The following is an 18,386-nucleotide window of genomic DNA, read 5'->3' as shown; positions in this document are numbered from 1 at the left end:
GGGAAAGCCAGGCACCAGCACTGGACCGCACCCAACCGTTGCTGCCAATGGCGTCTGGCTACTTCGAAGGCGTTTCCACGATTGCTTCTGCACGGCACGAGGCCCCGTTCGCTGCGCTCGGTGTGGCTAGCGGTACGGTCATCACGCGATGCAAGCTGCGCCACCGCATCAGAACTGTTCTTGCTGCGTCGTGCCGCGACCAGGATTTCGGTCGATCTGGATATTCATCCGAGCGTCGACCACTACGCGACGAACAAGCTCCCGAAGACGTGCCTGGCTGGCGCGACGCTCGCGTTTCCATCTACACTTCATCCGACCTGAAGTTCATGGATCCATCAGGTCGAACGGTAGCTCGGGATCATCACTCAACGGGCGAATCGCCGTGACTGCTTCGATTCGGTGACTGAACTGCGACGTCACATCGAACGGTTGACGGCGCATTGGAGCCAGCATCCCAAACCGTTTGCCTGGACCGTCACGGCCGACTCGGTTTTCGGGAAGCTCGCGCGGTTAACCAAAGCTATCTCTGGGGCAGCACACTAGCCGGCACCACCGTGGGGGCATTGCCAGCGCGGGCGGCCATACAGGAGCTCATGACCATCGTGGTCGACGCGCGCCAGGACAGCACACAGATGCTGTACCAGTGCATTGCCACAGTCAAGTGTAAGAAGCGGCGCACACGGAATGTACGCCATGTCCATGGCCCATATCTGATCGGCGCGGTTGACCGGAAACGCCGACAGCAGATACGGATCGATGATGTCCCGGCCGCGTTCCGCAAATGCTGGGCCTGCGGTACAGCGCTGTGGGGCCGGGCCGCCGCGTCGGTATGGTCGCTTGCTAGCGGCCGGCCTCGGCGCAGCAAGCGGCTGCCAACGAATGACGGCTCCGAGATGGAGCAGGCGCGGACCCTGGCAGGCCTTGAGCCGAAGACGAAAGTCGCGGATCGCCGAGGCGTGCGCATCAGCGGCCTGAACCAAGGTTGGTACTAGCTACGTACCAAGACGCCGGGCTAGCTTCTCTGCCGTAGGCATTCGCCACGTCAGCGGAGCGCACGTCGCAGAGAAGGCTAGCTCTTGCTCTTTGCTGTTCGTCCGTTCTGTAGTTTATGGCGCGCCGACTTTTGCTGTCGTGAAGCGGCTGTCCATATGAAGAAGAAGCGCTGACGCATGCCAAGGCTGGCCTGCTTCCTGCGTAGCGAGTGACCGCATCGCCGTCTGCGCTTGTTGCTTGTTGTCACGGAGGGGCCGTCGCCGCATGGAACTCAGGGAGAGGATATGGACGGTTGCTTGCTTGTCGCCCAGCTTAGCCTAAGGATAGGTCTATGGAAAGCGCCAGGCGTGGAGGTTTTAGAGCTTTCAGGGGACGAAGTAGTTGGCGCACTAGGGAGGATCAAAGATGAGTTCTCTCGTGAACTTCTCTGTCACATCTGTTGCCCGGAAGGCAGTCGTCAAAGTTCGAAGGATGTGGAGCGAGAAGTCCTGCACAAAGTACTGAGTCTTTGCAAAGTGCGCGCTATGCAGGCTTTGATGGCTCAGTTGAACTACAACATCGCCGATCTGGAACTAACGACGTCAAGACGCCATTCGTCAAACTCTCCAGACGTGCTCGGGCGGTACCAGCAGGCAATGGATATGGCGAAGGAACGTCGTTGGCCATCACCAAGTCCAGTGTATCAAAAGCTTGCCCATCAGGTTCTTGAGGAACTGAGAACTTCGGAATGCTGTTCGCGATGCCGAGGAGTCGGACGGCAGCACGCGACAAGCCATGTGCCCTGTCCCAGGTGCGAAGGCAGTGGTCGTCTCACTAGGTCGGACTTGGCGCGTGGGCGTGCTTTGAATATGACATGGCATGCGTACAAAAAGTCATGGCGAAATCCATACGAATGGACGATTGCATACTGCGAAGGGGTTATACGGTCGGCCGGTGATGAACTGTGCAGAAATCTAGGGTGCACGCATGAGATGGTCGAACAATCTAGCTCGATGATCCCGCGTGTGGGAAAAAGTGGTGGCATTGATGACCGCGCAGAACGCAACAGCGGCGCCAGCGTCGCATTCCGCTGACGGCGCACCCTCATTGCCGAGGAATCAAGTTTCAAGTTCCGAAGTCTACCGTTCTGCTAGCAGCCGCCTCAGGCGGTGGTTCTCTAGTTCTAGTTCCTTCAGGCTCTTGGCGTCTTCGGCCCCCAATGCCCGCGCACTTCGCGCCACTGGTAGGAGCTGGCCGGACTGAAGTCGTATTGCCGGCACAGCTCCGGCACCGTCATGCCGGCTCGTGTTCGTTGATGAACGCAATGATATGCATGGTAGTAAAGGAATCTTCTTCATGTCCGTCCTTTGACTGACGGACCTTATACTCCGCTTGGAAGACCTCCATGGGTAGGTTAATTTCCAGCTATCCCTTGCTCGCGTGTCTCAAGTCTCTTCAAAGCCACGCCGATGCCGTGTGGGCAAGTCGTTGTGAGAATGGTGAATTTTTGATAGCGACTTTCGGCGAACACTTTAAAGTGTGGTATTGGTCACCAAAATGAGAGCGATCACATGAAACCTTCCCCGGCCGGGTATCAGCCGCATCAGCCGCTTCCATTGCGAGTCCAGGGTGCCGGCAGCAATGCAGACCAAGCAACGGCTTCCAGCGCGACGCGCACGGAATTGGCCGGTGTTTCCAACACTGCAGAATCCCAGAAAGCATCGAAGAATCCGTTCATTGCCCTACAGAACGTGGTCAAGCAAGCTTTCACTGGTGCCGCCAATCGACGCGACGCATCTGCCGTTCCGGGGCAAATTGTCATGCAGGGAGGAAGGGCCGAGACCGCGACCCTTGCGTCGACACATGATCAGCTTTGCGTCGAGACGGCGATCGATGGGCTTGGCAAGGCTAGCAAGATGCTTACGTATGCGCTCTACGCGGAGCCCCCGTCACAGGCCGATCTGTCGAGTGCAGCCGATGGTCTCCGGAGCCTCGGGGCGGCACTGAAATTGCTTGGCAAGCCGGTGATGGACGAACAAGGGCAGGCCCGGCGGTTGATGAACGCTCCCGATCATGTAGGGAATCGGCTCGACGCGTTGTTGAATGCGCCGATCGCATCTAACGCCGGCTCGCTTGAAAAGTTGTTCAACAGCGACGCGCGCAGGCACAGTGTGTTGGGACATGCGCCGGCGCGCCAACAGCTCATCCGTTACGCAGAGGACGCTAAGCAGATCGCGGTGGTCTTCGCCCGAGAGGTAGGAGATGCGAACCTGCTCGCACAGGCGCAGTCCCTGTTCCCTGACCCGATGATGGAGCAGCTAACTGAGCTGGGGACGACGCAATCGAAACAAGGTGAATTCCTTGCCCAGACGAGGGACACAAGATACCAGAAGCTGGCGACGACCGAGACGGGCGTACGTTACAAGGACATTCCAGTTACCAAGGACACCGCGATACGCCTTGCCGACGGCACAACGTACCTCGCCAATCGGATGCGGTTCGATGATGGGCAGGAAATCGGAGTCGCCATGAACTATCCGAAGCCCGGGGATCTGCCGAAATACATGCAGATGCTCCTAGAGAACAAGCCCTCGCGTCTGGTTGTCCTGGCATCGGACCAGGACATCAAGGTTGGCAAGCTCCCTGACTACTTCAGCTCAAGCAAAAACTACGGCGGCTATCAGGTCACGATAGACGGGAATGATGCCAGAACCTACGGGGTACTGGAGACTCGAAACTATTCGATGACCGTTCGCGGGCCCGATGGCCGGTCGGCTACCTTTCCGGTGCGCCATGTGCACAATTGGGTCGACAAGACGACCGTGGAGGCGTCCGACCTGATTGCCCTAGCCTCCGATATGTCGGCGACCGAAAAGGGCGGCGCAGGTACTTTCGCGCATTGCAAGGCAGGCGTGGGACGGACCGCGGTGCTCTTGGCCGCTCAGGCGCTCCTCGAAGATCCGAACCGTACGGCGATGGAGGTCGTCCGTGCTATGCGCCACGACCGCTCTCCGTGGATGGTCCAAACCGACGAGCAGCTCGAAACCGTTGGGAAAGTTCAGCGCGAAGTGCAAGCTGGGGTGATGGCGAGTGCGGTTACCGAGGAGGCGATCTACCAAAATCGCGCGAGCATGCTTTGGTCCGATCCTTCGGCGCCTGCCGATGGCGAGCCGATTTACGAGAATGTCGCGCCATCGTGGAGCCAGGGGGAGAATCCATACGGGAATTGGTGGGATGTCGCCGGAGCCACATCGTCTCGACAACCTGTCTATCAAAACTAAGGTGATCGCAGGGGCACAGTTAACCTGCCCCTACTGAGCCATCCAATTGAAGCTGTAAAGTCCGTCAGCCGGAGGACGGACATGAAGAAGAATCGCTTTGCTGTCGAGAGTCATTGGGTTCAGGCACTGGGTCAGTCGCACGGATTGAGCACCAAGATCCACGCCCGCGTGGATGGTTGGGTAACCTGTGACTGGATCCACTTTCCGCCGGGGTAGACGCAGTACTGCAGATCCACCAGATCTTGCTGCTTTCCGGAACTTCCGTTCCTTTACTAAAACACATAAGCCTGCGGGGGTGCTGTCTTCGGGTGCATAGACACCACGGATGGCGACAGCGACATGTAAGCGCCGTCGCATCCAACAGGCGCGATCTGGCTAGGGGGACTCCAGTCGCCCGAACGGCTCATGCTCGCGTAGTAGAGGGCCCCAAATTGTTCGAGCCTTGCCAAAGGCATAGTGCTGGCCCGGATTGGCGAGTGAATCCAGAGATGGTATGACGGCGACGTTGTCGTCCGTACAGGCGTCACTTCCGATTTGATGCGGTCCTGCCGACTTCATACGTCGTGCCATTAGTCATCTGTTCGGTGATTGATCCAACATAGAAGACCTTCACCAGCATCACGTAACGTGAATGGCGTTCGACAAGCGTGGCGATGTGGCTCTTGTTTGCACCCGTGATCAGGTCGCCTTCCCAATGACTGGGCACAGCGCGATCTTCGGGCTACAAGGCGCCGCGACGGATCGTGGGGCGGCCATCCATCCTGGCGCCCAACCGGCTCCAACGGCAATTCACCATTAATGCGCCGGACAAGGCCTGGGTCACCGACATCCGTTTGCCGCAGGAAGCGGCGTGAGAGATGAGGGTATGGCCCCTCGCCATCGGCTTACAGGAGCAGGTGGCAAACCACTGCAAGCGGCTTGGGTCAAAAGCCCCGGTCGTGAGCGTTGCGGAAAAGGCGCCAGTAAGCGTCAGGTACGAACCCGGAAGACGAACAACCGTGAACTGCCGTTCAAGTGTCGAAAGCACTCAGATGACATCAAAACCGGGGAGTGATGTTGCTCCTGGAATAGTCTGGCGGAAACTTGTTTATTGGCCAGGCGGTGTCCGGCATAGAGGCCGCGTGAGCTGGGTTCAGGCTCTTGCGTTGAACTTCGGGAACCTTTGGTGGCGATGGCAAGGGAAAGGCGCAAGCCTCGCGAGGCCGACAGGGCCGATGGGCTACCAGGGGACGGAGCGGCTCGTAGTAGTGATGAAGTCGCTGTAATGGCGATGGAGCGAAGGAGCGAGGGAGCCGCGTCATCCGGTCATGCCAGCGAGCCAACTGCGCGAGCAGGAGGAGTTCGTTCGCATGACGAAGCCTTTCGAGATTCACAAGGTGTTGGTTTGGGAAGCGCATCAGTGTGTCAAAGCCAATGGAGGATCGGCTGGAGTCGATCAGGAATCGATGGAACGGTTTGAACGTCGTCTCGGCGACAATCTGTACGTGCTGTGGAATCGCCTGTGCTCCGGCAGCTATTTCCCACCGCCGGTGATGAGCGTACCGATTCCGAACAAGTCAGGCGGTGTGCGGATGCTCGGGGTGCCCACCGTGGCCGATCGAGTGGCGCACACCGTGGTCAAGCGTGTCTTGGAACCGATCCTCGAACCCCGGTTTCACCCCGACTCGTATGGTTATCGCCGAGCGATCGGCGCACGATGCGGTGGTTGTGGTGCGGCGGCGGTGCTGGGACTACGACTGGGTGATCGAGTGCGTCAAAGGATTGTTCGACAACATCGATCATGCGTTGCTGATGCGGGCGGTTCGCAAGCATTGCCCGAATCCATGGGTGCTGCTGTACATCGAGCGTTGGCTCACCACCCCGATGGAGATGGCGGACGAACAACGAGTGGAGCGGACATGCGGCGCATCGCAAGGTGGCGTCGTCAGACCACTGCTCGCCAAGCTGTTCATGCACTATGCTTTCGACCGCTGGGTGACGGAGCATCTGCGCAGCGTGCGATTCTGCCACTATGCGGATGATGGCGTCATGCACTGTAAAAGCCTGGCGCAGGCGGACTACGCCCTGCGCCGCATCGCCGAACGGTACCGGGCATGTGGATTGGAGTTGCATGCCGAGAAGACCCGGATCGTCTATTGCCGGGACGTCAACCGCCCGGCGGACTATCCGATAATCCAGTTCACCTTTCTCGGCTATACCTTCCGCCTCCGCAAGGCAGTGGACAAGTACGGTCGGGTGTACGTGAATTTCTCGCCGGCGGTCAGTCGCGATGCACTGCGTGCTATGCGGCTTCGGGATGGCGCCTTCAGCTCATGTGCGATCGGCAAATTGATGATCTGTCCTACATGTTCAATCCGGTGCTACGTGGCTGGATGAACTATTACGGGCATTCCACGGTTCGGCGATGGACGCCATGTGGAAACACCTGAACGCATATCTGGTGCGGTGGTTACGACGCAAGTACAAGTCCTTGGCTCGTCATAAGCGACGCGCCCGGCAAGCGCTTGGTTGGCTGGCGGCCGCATCACCTCGGGCTTTCGTGCTTTGGGAACGCGGGTATGTACCCAAGGCTGGATGAGGGGGGGGCGGATGAGTCGAGAGGCTCTCGTCCGGTTCTGCGAGGGGCTGGGGGTGAAGTTCCCCCGGCCTACTCACCCCTATATCCGAACCTGGCAGGATTGGCTCTATCTAGCCGTGGTCATCGATCTGCATTCGCGCAAAGTCATCGGCTGATCGATGAAGCCCACCTTGGCGCGTGAGTTGGCGCTGGATGCGCTACTCATGGCGTTGTGTCGGCGCCAGCCCAAGCAACCGGTGATCGCGCACTCAGGCCAGGGCTCACAATACGGCAGCGATGACTGGCAACGCTTCTGCCGCGCTCATGGCCTTCAGCCGAGGATGAGTCGACGCGGTAACTGCTGGGATAATGCCGTTGCGGAATCCTTCTTCAGTAGCCTGAAGAAAGAACGCATCCGCAAACGGGTCTATAACACTCGGGATTTGGCCCGAGCCGACGTATTCGACTACATCGAGGTTTTCTACAATCGAACTCGCCGCCACCGCCATCTGGGCGGCATCAGTCCCGAGGCCTTTGAAAAGGCCGCGGCGTGAGGCGGGAAGGTGTCTTACAAGCCCGGGCAGTCCAGTATGCAAGGTGAAACGTCAGCAGGCGCCCATAATCAGATTCGATCGACCGTCCGATTCAGGCATGATGATGTGAAGATTGGAAAGGATCCTCCCATGCCGAACATTCCCAGCATTTTCAATGTACCCAACATCGTAAATACCAGCGTCACTCAGATATCATCAGTGTCGGCGGAGACGATCAATCACTCGGTAATCTCTCAGGCATTTGTCAGCGCCACCAACGCTGCCAAATCCCCTTGTCGAGCGCACACAGGCGCGCCACGGCCGCTTTCAGGTACCTGGACGCGCGCATCGGCATCAGTCGAAGCTACTACTGCGGCCAACCCCCACGACTCAGTGGTACTAGCTACGTTGCAATCCCTGCTGGCTACGATCGAAATTGATCGCGGCGATGGTGATGCTGCATGCTCGACATGGAATCGACATGGCGTATCGGATGCAAACTGGAGTCCATTGACGGATGCGCAAAAGGCTGCTCTGCGGTGGCATTGGATGACGGATATAGAGCGGATCAGGTACGATTCCGCAGCGGAGTACAGCAGAATTTGGGGCGTCAGGAATGCCGTTGTTTGCCATTACGTTACGGTATGCGGCAATCTTACGTCCCAAGGCGTAGGTTTGCTCGCCAAGGTACGGGATTAGGCTCAGCTGCATTCAGTCGGTTTGTTGCCGATCCGTCCACTTGCGGAAAGTAGGGCAAGCTCGTAGCAAACTGCTCGCAACAAGAGAGCGTATTTTGAATGGAATTGCCAACGAAATCGACGTCGTCTTCGCAGCAGACAGCGCATTTTAAACGTGATAATTCTTAGGCGAATGCGCCAATGGGGCGACAGTAGGTGAAGCGTCTTCGTCGCCGCGCGTCCGATGCATGCCAGAGCCCCATCGGTCGCGGGTTGTCCAACACTCAAGGGCAGTCCCGGTTGGGTGCGATTCGAGCTGAGTGCGACTTTCCGCGTCCACGCCAAGTCCTAGCGCGCAATCCGAGTTCCGATACGGCCCGATCACGTATCAGGCGGAACTAGCCGGGTGGTATGGTTTTGGCGCTGGAACCAGCTGCACGTGCGCACTGCCGCAGGCCTCCCATCAGCATCGTAGCGCTTGCGATCACCCGGGCCCGACCTGCGCATCGGCGAAAGCTAGCTCAATGATGTCTTCGCAATTGGCGGCAACGGCCGTGATATGCATGCCCTGAATTCCCTCCCCCCTCGTGCTCCCCCGACTAATCTGAGTCCTTGGTGTGGCAGGGTGGGAGGGATCCATCCCAATCAATGCGCGTCTCTTTGCCTTAGAAGCTGAACACCAAGTCTAAGTCGATCTGATCGTCACGCTCGCCGAACGTGCGTTGTGATTGTATCCTGATGTTCATGCGCGTCGCGTGACGCCGATAGTCCACGCCCAGGTGGAGGCCGTGGTCCAAGCCGTCCGGACGCAGCGCCGGCAATTGGAACGACATTTGATCGGCGCCCTCCAGCCGCGCGCTGCGGTGATTACCTGAGTGCGCCAATGGCTTGCTTAGCGCGGCATCGCCGCTGAAGCCCCAGCGGGGATTTAACGACCATTGCCAACCCAGGCCGGTTTCCAGGTTCATGCCGAAGGCGGCTACCGAACCCACGGCCAGATTGAAGTTGCCCGCACCGGTTTCCTTGAACGCACCCTCGCCGTGTCGATAAGCGTGGGTGGCCACGCGCGGACGCAACTGCAGGCTGCCGCTGTTCCTATCGCGACTCAAGGTGCCGCTGAGCACATTGCGAGCAACCCGGCGCTGACTGCGTGCCAAGCGGTTGGTTTCGCCGTAGCCGATGCCGCGCGTAGTTTCCAACATATGCCACTCGTTGCTCACTGCGCTGCGCAACTGCAGGCTACCTATACTGCGAGTCCAACCCATGCCCAGGTAGTTCGAGCGCAGGCTGTCGCCAACAGCATTGCTGTTGGTCGAATGCGAATCGCTCATGACGCCGAAGCGGACATCGGTACTGCCGTTGTGGCGCGGCGTCACCAGACTCATTGCTCCACCCTGACCCTGCGGGCTCCACCCCTGGCGCGTGCCTGGCGTAAAACCGAGCACTGATAGCCCAGGTCGCCGCCCCTGCGCGTCCAGTGCGGACCAGAAGCTCTGCCCGCTTGACGCGGCGCGTTGGGCGCCCAGCGTCAAGCGCTCTCCGGATAGCTGCCTCATCGCGCTTTCAAGCTCGTCCACACTATAAAGTTCCAAGCTGTGAAACACGTCGTTGTTGGTGTATCCCTGGTCTAGGGCGGTGGCGAGCTGGCCCAAACTGTCTTCGACCAGATCAGCGTAGTTGTTGCGTGTCATCGTGACGTCAACATTGCCATGCTCATCTCGTTGCGCCTGAGCCTCCCAGACCACAGTCTTGCTGCGGATGTTGTTCTCCCCGCCGTGAGCGCCGACGAACACGTCGTCCAGGAGGACTGACGAGGCTGAGGTGCCGCGGGTGAAGCCTGTATCGACATCAACATCGGCGATATAGCCGCCATCGGCAAGCATCATTTGGCCTGCGCTGCCATCGATGTTGGTACCTATCGTGTAGCCAACAATCGCACCGCGCGGGACCCGATAACCTAGGTCTGGGCCTCCGCTGTTATCCGCAGCGGTGGTCGTATCGAAATACAAGCCACTACCAACGCCGCTGATATTGACTTGCCCATTGTTGATGATGCGGCCCGTGCCAGTCCCAGTTACCTTGAAGGCATGCGAGTTACTGGCGTCGATATTGATGACGCCGCCAGCTCGATTGTTCAGTACAGCGCTGCCATCGGACTGCATCGCCACCATGCCGTCGCCGTTGACGTCTCCGGCGCTGCCTAGGTTGATGATACCGTCATTGATAAGCGTGGCGCCTCGCGCACCGCTCATGGCGACAGCGTTGTCACCGGTGACGGTCAGTGTGCCCTGGTTGACGAATGTGGCATGCTGGCCTTCGGCATGAATGATGGCTTGACCGCTGGCGTTGCTGTCGATGTGGCCGTTGGTACGATTGATGCCGACACTGGCGTGGCTTTCCGCTACTAGCGACAACACACGCGCATCAGACGCCATACTCAGTTTGCCGTAGTTGTCGAAGGCTTCGATTACGTCAATATCGCGTAACCGCTGGGTGCGGATGTCAATCAGCGTATCGCCCATATTTAGATTGAGCGCTTCGATGTTGCCTGAGTTCTCGAACTCGGCGGTATCGGTCAGGGTGAAGTGGCTGCCGTCCAGACGCAACTGCGAAACGCGCGTGCGTTCGGCGCCATTATCAAACTCGGTGTCGCTCGACAGCGCCACCGAGGAGTTTTGCAGCACCATTGTGCCAGCGTTTTCGATATCTCCTTCCCCAGCCAGCGTAAATGTCGCATCTTGCGCGGTCAGGGTACCGTGGTTGTCCAGACTGCCGTCGTCAATGAGGTTTACCCGACCATTGATCGCCATCGAACCATAGTTATTGATCTCGCTCTCCCCTTCGACCGATAGCACTGTACCGGTGGCTAAAGAAATCGTACCGTTGTTGCGTAGATCGCCTTCCCCGCGAACAGTTAACGTACCGAAATCAATCGTGAGCGTCCCATCGTTACGTACATTGTCACCTGTGATCTGTGTGTTCACACTCTGAGTCCAGTGAGCCTGTTGACCGCCGCCGACCATGATGCTGTTGCTGGGGTAGCTGCCGCCCTGGCCGGGACCAGGGCCACCACCACCGCCACCACCACCACCACCACCACCACCACCACCACCACCACCACCACCACCACCACCACCACCGGCTGCGGCGCCGAGCAGCACCAAGCCGCCTATCCACCATGCCTTCGAGACGGAGGCGCGCTCACCATGGGGAGAAGCATTGACACCGTTCTTGCACGCTTCGGTCGGCTCGGTCGAGGATTCATCGCACGCCAATGGCGATTGGTTCTGGGCGAGGATTGGCCCATTTGACAGAACGAAGGCAATCGCGAGAGATAAAGTGCTGCAAGCTTTGATATTCATAAGGAGGTGTTTTCCATGGTTGTTAGTCGATGAGGTGGCGGTGCCGCGACTTGGGGGCGGCAGTTGTTGGCAAAGTCCACAGGCTGAGCTGTGGAACTGCCAATCAGCGCTGACGCTAGGCCCGCCAGGGCGCGCTAGCTCGTAGGACCGTTCGTTCTTCTTACTTGCTCTTTGTCTACAATCCACTCTGCTTCATCATGCAGATCGAAATACTGCGGCGTTGCCAAGAGCGCAAACAGAATCAGAAGCGCAGGCCGACACTCAGCCCATAGGTCCATGCGCTCATGTCCATAGTTTGAGAGGGTTGCTGGTTTGTACTCACGCGGCTATCGCCGTCCAGGTACGAACGTCACCGCGGAGGAACCAGCGCTCACCAAAATTGGCGTCTAGGTCGACGACTGCAGCGAACCCGGAAGTTCAGGCCTGCCGTCTTAGCCACATCAACGTTCCCCATCACCCCGGTGACCGTCTCCTGCCAACCAATGCCGATGAACGGGATAAAGCGATCACTGAGGCGAAGGTGATATTGTGCGGTCGGGGCAAGAGGTCGCGCGCGGTAGCTCGTGAGCTCCGCATCCGGAGAGCGTTCCATGTCCAGTTCGGTGTTAGATGTGTGACCTTGGCTGCCCCACAGTTCGATTGCAATGGCTGATGTGACGTACCAGCTCAAGCCAAGCGCGGCGCCGCCATCGTCGCTACTACTCTCCAGCTCAGCGCAATATGGGTCTTGGCACGCGACCGGGATATCGGATGGGTTGATGGTGATTGGCGCATCAGCGTCGGTCTGCTGACCGATATATCCCGCGGTAGAAGCAAAGCGGGAATGTTCTTGCGCGTACGTAAGTAGCGGGCTGGTCGTCATTGCAAAAGCAAACGCAAGTGCATGAGATAGCTTCATTTGCATCATTACCCTTGAGTGCTGAGAATGGGCGCAATACCAGCAAGGGTAGGGGATTGATATTCAAGTGCGCGAGCGCCGCGATAAAATAGACGCTTCGCTGTTGATTGCATGAAGTTTCTCGGCTCTTTCTTGGCTTTATTATCTGGAATACGGAATAGAATTTGCGCCGCAAGTGCGGATTTGGCGGCGTGCAGATATATGAGGCGCGCCGGCAGTCGGCGACGATGTCTTGCGATATTTCTCGACTCGTACTCGTGCCAGGGAGTTGTATGCATTTGGTCAGGCAGCCCGAGCAATCGGGCGCAGTAGTCTTCTGGATCATCGCTACGCTAGTGCTCGGGGCCGGGCTAGGGCTGCGCGATCCCTGGCCTGCTGACGAGCCGCGCTTCGCGCTCGTTGCGAAGCAAATGATCGAGAGTGGCGATTGGCTATTTCCCCGCCGCGGTCACGAGTTGTATTCGGACAAACCGCCGTTGTTCATGTGGTTGCAGGCGATCGCGTACACGGTGTTCGGCAACTGGCGCACCGCCTTCCTGCTGCCGTCGCTAGTTGCCGCACTGGGCACGCTGTGGTGCGTGGTCGACCTGGGTTCGCGCCTGTGGACGCGCCGTATTGGCCTGTACGCGGGTTACGCATTGCTGTTCGCTCTGCAGTTCAGCTGGCAGGCCAAGAAGGCGCAGATCGATCCGCTGGTAGTATTCTGGATTACGTTGGGCAATTACGGCCTGATGCGCCACATGCTGCAGAGTGCCGGTAATCGAGGGCCGAACTGGCCGATGTGGATGCTTGGCTGGGCCGCTGCGGCGCTGGGCGTCATCAGCAAAGGCGTAGGCGTGCTCAGCCTATTGATGCTGGTACCCGCGGGCATCGCGTCGCTGCGGGGGTGGAACGTAAAGCTGCACGTAAGCGATCCGAAGTTCTGGTTGGGACCGCTCGCGTTCGTGATCGCCGCTGGCGTGTGGCTGGTACCAATGCTGCTCGCCGCGCTCGGCAGCCCCGATCCGGAGTTCCGCGCTTACCTCGACGACATCCTGGTTCGGCAGACCGCCAAACGTTACGGCGCGTCGTGGCACCACGAGCAGCCTGCTTATTATTTTTTTGAGGTAATGGCGACGATGTGGTTACCCACGGTGCTCGCGCTACCGTGGGCGATTGTCGCTTGGCGGCGACGCTTGCTCCGGCGCGATCCACGGTACTTGCTGCCGCTGGCGTGGTGGGCGCTCGTGATCGTGTTCTTCACGATTCCTAGCGGCAAACGGGACATGTACATCTTACCGGCGCTGCCGATGATGGCGCTGGCGCTGGGTCCGCTTCTGCCGGGTCTGCTGCATCGGCGCGGCGTGCGCGCCACGGTGTCGGCGTTCACCTGGGTGTTCGCGAGTGCGCTGCTGCTAGGGGGGCTGGCGATGTGGTTTGGCGATCTTAGCTTCGAGCGCCGTGTCGTCGCCGAGCGCGGGATCAAAGGCGACGCGCAGGCATTGGCAGCGTACATTGCAGCCGTCGGCGCGTTTGGCGTCGCGTGCCTGCTGTGGTTCGGTCGCCGGCGACCGATCGATGCGATGCTTGCCATGCTCACCGCGCTGTGGGTGGTATTCGGCACGGTGATCGCGCCGCTGCTCAACGATTCCTCGTCGGCGCGCGGCTTAATGGCAGATGTCGGGCGGCGAATCGGCCCGCAGGCGGAACTTGGTCTGGTCGCATGGCGCGAGCAACACTTGCTAATGGCCGATCGCAAGGTGGCAGAGTTCGGCTTCAAAGTCGATTTCGATGAACAGATGCGGCGCGGCTTGACATGGCAGAAGCAGTCGCCGCGCACGCGATGGCTGCTGGTGCAGGACGTGGCGCTAACCGGATGCATCGACGCCTCGCGTACGCAGCACCTGGGTCATGCCAACCGCCGCAGTTGGACCTTAGTACCAAGCGTGGCGGCCGCCGATTGCGAATGACGAACTGAGTTCATAGATTTCCGGACTACAAGAGGTAACAACAATGAAGTTTCAGATGCTCATCACCTGCACATTGTGCTGTGTCCCCGCTCTTGCTCCAGCTCAGTACCTCGGGCCGGGTGCTACCCCCGAGGTCACAACTGTGTTTGCAGCCAACAGTGCTGCGGACGACACGCCGGCAACGCTCGAAGGAAAATTAGTACGAAAGATCAGCCACGACGACTACGAGTTCAAGGATGATACAGGTTCAATGCGAGTTGAGATTGATGATGATGTCCTATCCCTGGGGCGTTCTATCGATGCATCAACAAAGCTGCGTCTAATCGGAGAGGTCGATAAGGGCATGATTGCAGTGGAGATCGACGTCAAGCGGGTGGAAATTGTTGAGTAGACCAACATGTCAGATGACCCATTACCGAAGCGCGTGAACCTGTTTCCGCAGCTTTCCGTAGTTGTGCCAGTATTCAATGAACGCGATAGCGTGATACCGCTAGTGCACGAGATCACCTCAGCGCTGCGTGATCGCACGCGCAGCGAAGGCGGAGATTTCGAGATCGTCTACGTCGACGACCATTCGCGTGATGACACGCTGTCGGTCCTGCTTGCGTTGAAGGTGCATGTGCCCGAGTTGCGCGTGATACACCACGACGCGCAGAGTGGTCAAAGCACAGCGATACGCGCAGGCGTCAAGGCTGCGCGCGGCGCTTGGATCGTCACGCTGGACGGCGACGGCCAGAACGACCCGGCTGACATTCCCAGGCTAATGCAGAAGCGCATTGGTGCCGACGGCAGCACCAAACTGTTCGCCGGCTGGCGGATCAACCGCCAAGACAGCGGCAGCAAGCGTTTGGCCTCGCGTTGGGCCAACGTGATTCGCTCGCGAGTGCTGCGTGATGACACACCTGACACCGGCTGCGGCATAAAGCTGTTTGAACGCGAAGCCTTCCTGGATCTGCCCTATTTCGACCACATGCACCGTTATCTGCCCGCGCTGATGCAACGTGCCGGCTGGCAGACGATCAGCGTGCCGGTCAATCACCGCCGCCGCAACGCCGGCGAATCCAAGTACAACAACCTGAATCGGGCGCTGAAGGGGATGCGCGATCTGTGTGGTGTAGCTTGGCTGATCAAGCGCAGCAAGCGCGCCGCCGTGCAAGAGGTTTAAGATCGGCGGCCAATCTCAAAGCAAGCCCTCACTCTGGACACTGGGAAGCAGCGGGAGACCCGGCGATGAGGCTGGATTCTAGCAATGTCTCGATATCGCGTCCCGGTGCGGACGGCCCGGTCAGCATTCGGTCAACCACGCATGGGGATCGCGATCATTGGCCTTCGCAGTCGCTGGTACTAAGATCGCCGCCTGTTTGCCGGTAGATGTCCATTTCTGGGCCACAGCCAGTTCTCACCTCAGCCCCACCGGCAGGAACGCATGGCCTATCCGGTTGTGCTTCCGCGTTCATGTGAGCGGCGTTTAACGCAGCATGTTACGAAACGCAGGTCATAGGTGAGCGGGGAGTGCCATTAGGCCGTGCACCTGGATCTATGCCTGCAGCTGCATGGCTGCCTCACCCGCACGGAGGGCGTGCAGATGCGGTGGCGCTTAAGTAGCTGCCGAGGGCCGCTGCTACGAAATTTCCTATCCGGCACCCAGGTGCCACATGGCTAGTACGCCGACTGAAAATTATTCCAGGCCACTGCGCACAGCGCAGGGGGGAGTTGCAGGCAGCGGGCGATGGTTGATCCTGTCCGGCAATGCCATAGTCAGGTACGGATTGGGGTCTACGCGACGCCCGTGCAGATGGACCTCGAAATGCAAGTGCGGTCCGGTGGAGCGGCCGGTGGAGCCGAGCGAGGCGATCTGTTGACTGGCCGCGACCCGTTCACCTTCACGCACCAGCAGTTTCTGGTTGTGCGCGTAGAGCGTGACCGAACCATCGCCGTGGGCGATGCGAATCACATTGCCGTAGTCGCGCCGGTAATCGGCCTGGATGATCACGCCCGCCGCGGCCGCCCGCACCGGGGCGCCTATGCGACCGGCGAAATCTATGCCGCCGTGGAATGCCCAACCCCGACCGAGCGGATCTTTGCGGCGGCCGAAGGTCGAGCTCACCAGCGCTTTCTCCACCGGGCATAACTTGGGCTGGGGCAAGGTGAGGGAACGGATCAGGCGCGCCTCGCCGGGGCCGGCGGCGGCGACGCCTTCGCGTATTAACGGGCCGCCACTGCCGAGCATACCGGCGTGCGCCGGCGGTACTCCGCGCCACGTTACCCATGCCTCTTCGGCTATTACTCCGACTGCGGTCATCATCAATGCCAATGCAATAGCGCGAACCGACAACGGCACCACCTGGCGCTGCGCCTTAAGCATGCACACGTTGTCGCGAGGTCGTGAAGGCGACAGTGCGTTCACAGGCATGCGATAGCACTCAGGTAGGTGTTTGCAGGCAATCGCATCCAGCCCGATCGGGCCACGTGTGCAGAGGGGGTAAATAGCGGGGTCATGTCCGACGACCTGGACGCAAGAAGGAATCAGAAGATTCGGCGTTTTCCGCCCGCAGGACCACAAGAAATAGCCCATAAATTCGCGCGAATAGTCGCATTTCGACGCTGCGCAGTGAGCCCAATCCAGTCCCGGCGGGTTCACCCGGACATCTGTCGGTTTTGGGAGGCCTCCGTTAGCCGTACGGCGGGCAAGCCTGGCGTACTGGACAGATGATCGTCGAGAGATCATTGGTCTGGCTGGTGCGCTTAGGCATTGGGATCAAGGACTGCCGACTAGGGCACACAAGCCAGTGGCAAGAGCGAGTACTTCTACCCGTTCGAGTTGGCCGAAGTATTGGCCCGATATAGCTGTTGATGCGGATGTTGATGCGCCGTCAGTTTGCTTCAGCCTGAAGTTTCAACCACGCTTCCGCGCACACCAACCATGTGTCCTGTTCTTACAGATGCCGGATAGATAGAACGTTCACACATAGTTCTGCAACTAGGAGCGATGTGCCGGCGTGCGGGGCGCTTCCGTATCTTCAAAACGTTGCCGATGACCTCTACCGCGACGTGCTGCATACCAAGACCGGAAAATTGATCTACATCGAGCCCTTCACTGCCCGTGGCCTGAGGAATGTCCTCGAGCAGGTCCTGATGAGAGGAAACTTGGAGCGTGCGTGGTCGGGGCATGTGGCGTCGTGGCAGAAACAGAACGGTTGTTGAGTAGAAAACGCCTAAATGCTGAGCTCAGCCATTGCCGCCGGGCACGGGGTCGCCGATCAAGGCCGAGCCGTAGATCCTGCGGCTGTTTTTCTCACTACAGCCGAAGATCCGAAATGGGGATGCCGCATCGAGTTCGAGTTGCGCGGCCAAGCACACCAGTTGTGCAACCGGATGCACGTTCAATTTTTCCATCACGTGCGCGCGTGATGAGCTTTTTCCGTTCTTTCGCAACTATGGAGGAAATCGCGATCTGCTTGTTCAAACGGCACGCGAGGACCTGTTTGAAGATCGAGCGTTCACCCGGCGTAAGCGAGGCGAAGTGGCGCCGGATACAATGCCTCATGTGCTCCCCGCGGCGTTCGGCGCGGCGTTCGATAGCGGTAGTGACTGCCGAAAAGCGCGTCATGATCGATGGGCCTGGTCAGGAAGTCCATGGAGTCATGAGGAAGTCGAACAAGTATTCGCCGGAAGTGCGGGAGCGTGCGGTACGACTGGAGCTGGAGCATCAAGGCAAGCACGCGTCGCGGTGGGCCGCGATCGAATCGATCATGGCCAAGATCGGGTGTACAGCGCAGACGCTGCGCAACTTCGTGCGCCAGGGCGAGCGTGACCACCGATTACGTGGGGGCATAATGGTTCCGAGCTTTCGGCTATTAAGGTAGGGAAAGTCAAGACATAAGGCGTAATGGCGCCTGACACAGCCGTAAAAAGCTTCGTATTGAGAGCCTGAACAGCCAAGCGGCGATCAGACCTAACCATCTAGCCGCAGTTTGTGGTGGCCTTTGGTAGCGGCCGTCAGTTGACAAAGTGCGGCGCCGACATTGGCATCGTTGCTCACTGGCATCTATCCAAGTTAAGTGCGCTGGTCGGACTGGCTTAACCACCGCCGGTTTAGGAAGCGTGAGGTTTGATTTGCTTCTACCGAAGGGTAGGGTCCTGAGGCCGGTGCCTGC

12 protein-coding genes and 4 pseudogenes are annotated in these 18,386 nt (G+C 59.0%); 10 read left to right on the top strand and 6 right to left on the bottom strand.

All coding sequences use genetic code 11. From position 1 onward, the window contains the following. Window positions 1-593 precede the first annotated feature (593 nt). Complete coding sequence (locus AB6O04_RS17820) at window positions 594-992, top strand: hypothetical protein (protein ID WP_368565598.1); 399 nt, start codon at window positions 594-596, stop codon at window positions 990-992. A 1,125-nt stretch (window positions 993-2,117) separates the two neighbouring features. Here AB6O04_RS17820 and AB6O04_RS17815 read toward each other — a convergent pair. After that, window positions 2,118-2,379, bottom strand: a pseudogene (locus AB6O04_RS17815) (transposase); the annotation flags it as partial. A 164-nt stretch (window positions 2,380-2,543) separates the two neighbouring features. Between AB6O04_RS17815 and AB6O04_RS17810 the strand changes: the two are divergent. After that, window positions 2,544-4,253, top strand: coding sequence for a protein-tyrosine phosphatase family protein (locus tag AB6O04_RS17810; RefSeq protein WP_368565597.1), 1,710 nt, complete (start codon window positions 2,544-2,546; stop codon window positions 4,251-4,253). Window positions 4,254-4,860: 607 nt separating this feature from the next. Here the strand turns inward: AB6O04_RS17810 and AB6O04_RS17805 are convergent. After that, window positions 4,861-4,971, bottom strand: a pseudogene (locus AB6O04_RS17805) (IS30 family transposase); the annotation flags it as partial. 950 nt (window positions 4,972-5,921) lie between these two features. Between AB6O04_RS17805 and AB6O04_RS17800 the strand changes: the two are divergent. The 4 genes and pseudogenes from AB6O04_RS17800 (at window position 5,922) to AB6O04_RS17785 (ending at window position 8,042) form a co-directional block, all read left to right on the top strand. Then, the gene (locus AB6O04_RS17800; protein ID WP_368565595.1) at window positions 5,922-6,629 is read left to right on the top strand and encodes a reverse transcriptase domain-containing protein; all 708 of its coding nucleotides are present in this window, start codon (window positions 5,922-5,924) and stop codon (window positions 6,627-6,629) included. After that, window positions 6,599-6,682, top strand: coding sequence for a group II intron maturase-specific domain-containing protein (locus AB6O04_RS17795; RefSeq protein WP_368565649.1), 84 nt, complete (start codon window positions 6,599-6,601; stop codon window positions 6,680-6,682). The genes AB6O04_RS17800 and AB6O04_RS17795 overlap by 31 nt, the downstream gene beginning before the upstream one ends. Window positions 6,683-6,911: 229 nt before the next feature. After that, a pseudogene (locus tag AB6O04_RS17790) lies at window positions 6,912-7,364 on the top strand (IS3 family transposase); the annotation flags it as partial. 129 nt (window positions 7,365-7,493) lie between these two features. Further along, window positions 7,494-8,042: a hypothetical protein gene (locus AB6O04_RS17785; RefSeq protein ID WP_368565593.1), complete on the top strand. Its 549-nt coding sequence runs from the start codon at window positions 7,494-7,496 to the stop codon at window positions 8,040-8,042. Window positions 8,043-8,685: 643 nt separating this feature from the next. On the opposite strand, the gene AB6O04_RS17780 is transcribed toward AB6O04_RS17785, so the two are convergent. Both AB6O04_RS17780 and AB6O04_RS17775 read right to left on the bottom strand, forming a co-directional pair. Next, complete coding sequence (locus AB6O04_RS17780) at window positions 8,686-11,382, bottom strand: hypothetical protein (protein WP_368565592.1); 2,697 nt, start codon at window positions 11,380-11,382, stop codon at window positions 8,686-8,688. Between the two features lie 370 nt (window positions 11,383-11,752). Then, complete coding sequence (locus tag AB6O04_RS17775) at window positions 11,753-12,280, bottom strand: OmpW family outer membrane protein (RefSeq protein WP_368565591.1); 528 nt, start codon at window positions 12,278-12,280, stop codon at window positions 11,753-11,755. A 272-nt stretch (window positions 12,281-12,552) separates the two neighbouring features. Between AB6O04_RS17775 and AB6O04_RS17770 the strand changes: the two genes are divergently transcribed. From AB6O04_RS17770 to AB6O04_RS17760, 3 genes are read left to right on the top strand one after another with little or no spacing between them, the layout of a single operon-like run. After that, on the top strand, window positions 12,553-14,229 hold the full coding sequence (locus AB6O04_RS17770) for an ArnT family glycosyltransferase (RefSeq protein WP_368565590.1): 1,677 nt from the start codon (window positions 12,553-12,555) through the stop codon (window positions 14,227-14,229). 43 nt (window positions 14,230-14,272) lie between these two features. Beyond that, window positions 14,273-14,620 carry a NirD/YgiW/YdeI family stress tolerance protein gene (locus tag AB6O04_RS17765; RefSeq protein ID WP_368565588.1) on the top strand — a complete coding sequence of 116 codons (348 nt, stop codon included), beginning with the start codon at window positions 14,273-14,275 and terminating at the stop codon, window positions 14,618-14,620. A 6-nt stretch (window positions 14,621-14,626) separates the two neighbouring features. Beyond that, window positions 14,627-15,394 carry a glycosyltransferase family 2 protein gene (locus AB6O04_RS17760; protein WP_368565587.1) on the top strand — a complete coding sequence of 256 codons (768 nt, stop codon included), beginning with the start codon at window positions 14,627-14,629 and terminating at the stop codon, window positions 15,392-15,394. Between the two features lie 513 nt (window positions 15,395-15,907). Here the strand turns inward: AB6O04_RS17760 and AB6O04_RS17755 are convergent. Together AB6O04_RS17755 and AB6O04_RS17750 are read right to left on the bottom strand one after the other, a co-directional pair. Continuing rightward, window positions 15,908-16,642 carry a M23 family metallopeptidase gene (locus AB6O04_RS17755; RefSeq protein ID WP_368565586.1) on the bottom strand — a complete coding sequence of 245 codons (735 nt, stop codon included), beginning with the start codon at window positions 16,640-16,642 and terminating at the stop codon, window positions 15,908-15,910. A gap of 815 nt (window positions 16,643-17,457) precedes the next feature. Beyond that, entirely contained in the window at window positions 17,458-17,625 is a 168-nt protein-coding gene (locus AB6O04_RS17750) for a hypothetical protein (RefSeq protein ID WP_368565585.1), read from the bottom strand. A gap of 248 nt (window positions 17,626-17,873) precedes the next feature. Here AB6O04_RS17750 and AB6O04_RS17745 point away from each other — a divergent pair. Next, window positions 17,874-18,044, top strand: a pseudogene (locus AB6O04_RS17745) (IS3 family transposase); the annotation flags it as partial. Window positions 18,045-18,386: the final 342 nt, after the last annotated feature.

Origin of the sequence: Pseudoxanthomonas sp. UTMC 1351 (assembly GCF_040948865.1) — a bacterium.
Classification (GTDB): Bacteria; Pseudomonadota; Gammaproteobacteria; order Xanthomonadales; family Xanthomonadaceae; genus Pseudoxanthomonas_A.
Note: the sequence above shows the minus strand (reverse complement) of the source record. Positions and strands in the feature narration are given on the sequence as shown.

Excerpts from the sequence above, each read along its gene's own strand:
- AB6O04_RS17760 (WP_368565587.1), top strand. The coding sequence starts at position 14,627 with ATGTCAGATGACCCATTACCGAAGCGCGTGAACCTGTTTCCGCAGCTT.
- AB6O04_RS17780 (WP_368565592.1), bottom strand. The coding sequence starts at position 11,382 with ATGAATATCAAAGCTTGCAGCACTTTATCTCTCGCGATTGCCTTCGTT.
- AB6O04_RS17765 (WP_368565588.1), top strand. The coding sequence starts at position 14,273 with ATGAAGTTTCAGATGCTCATCACCTGCACATTGTGCTGTGTCCCCGCT.
- AB6O04_RS17755 (WP_368565586.1), bottom strand. The coding sequence starts at position 16,642 with ATGCCTGTGAACGCACTGTCGCCTTCACGACCTCGCGACAACGTGTGC.
- AB6O04_RS17770 (WP_368565590.1), top strand. The coding sequence starts at position 12,553 with ATGCATTTGGTCAGGCAGCCCGAGCAATCGGGCGCAGTAGTCTTCTGG.
- AB6O04_RS17795 (WP_368565649.1), top strand. The coding sequence starts at position 6,599 with ATGTTCAATCCGGTGCTACGTGGCTGGATGAACTATTACGGGCATTCC.
- AB6O04_RS17800 (WP_368565595.1), top strand. The coding sequence starts at position 5,922 with ATGGTTATCGCCGAGCGATCGGCGCACGATGCGGTGGTTGTGGTGCGG.
- AB6O04_RS17810 (WP_368565597.1), top strand. The coding sequence starts at position 2,544 with ATGAAACCTTCCCCGGCCGGGTATCAGCCGCATCAGCCGCTTCCATTG.
- AB6O04_RS17750 (WP_368565585.1), bottom strand. The coding sequence starts at position 17,625 with ATGGAAAAATTGAACGTGCATCCGGTTGCACAACTGGTGTGCTTGGCC.
- AB6O04_RS17775 (WP_368565591.1), bottom strand. The coding sequence starts at position 12,280 with ATGAAGCTATCTCATGCACTTGCGTTTGCTTTTGCAATGACGACCAGC.
- AB6O04_RS17820 (WP_368565598.1), top strand. The coding sequence starts at position 594 with ATGACCATCGTGGTCGACGCGCGCCAGGACAGCACACAGATGCTGTAC.
- AB6O04_RS17785 (WP_368565593.1), top strand. The coding sequence starts at position 7,494 with ATGCCGAACATTCCCAGCATTTTCAATGTACCCAACATCGTAAATACC.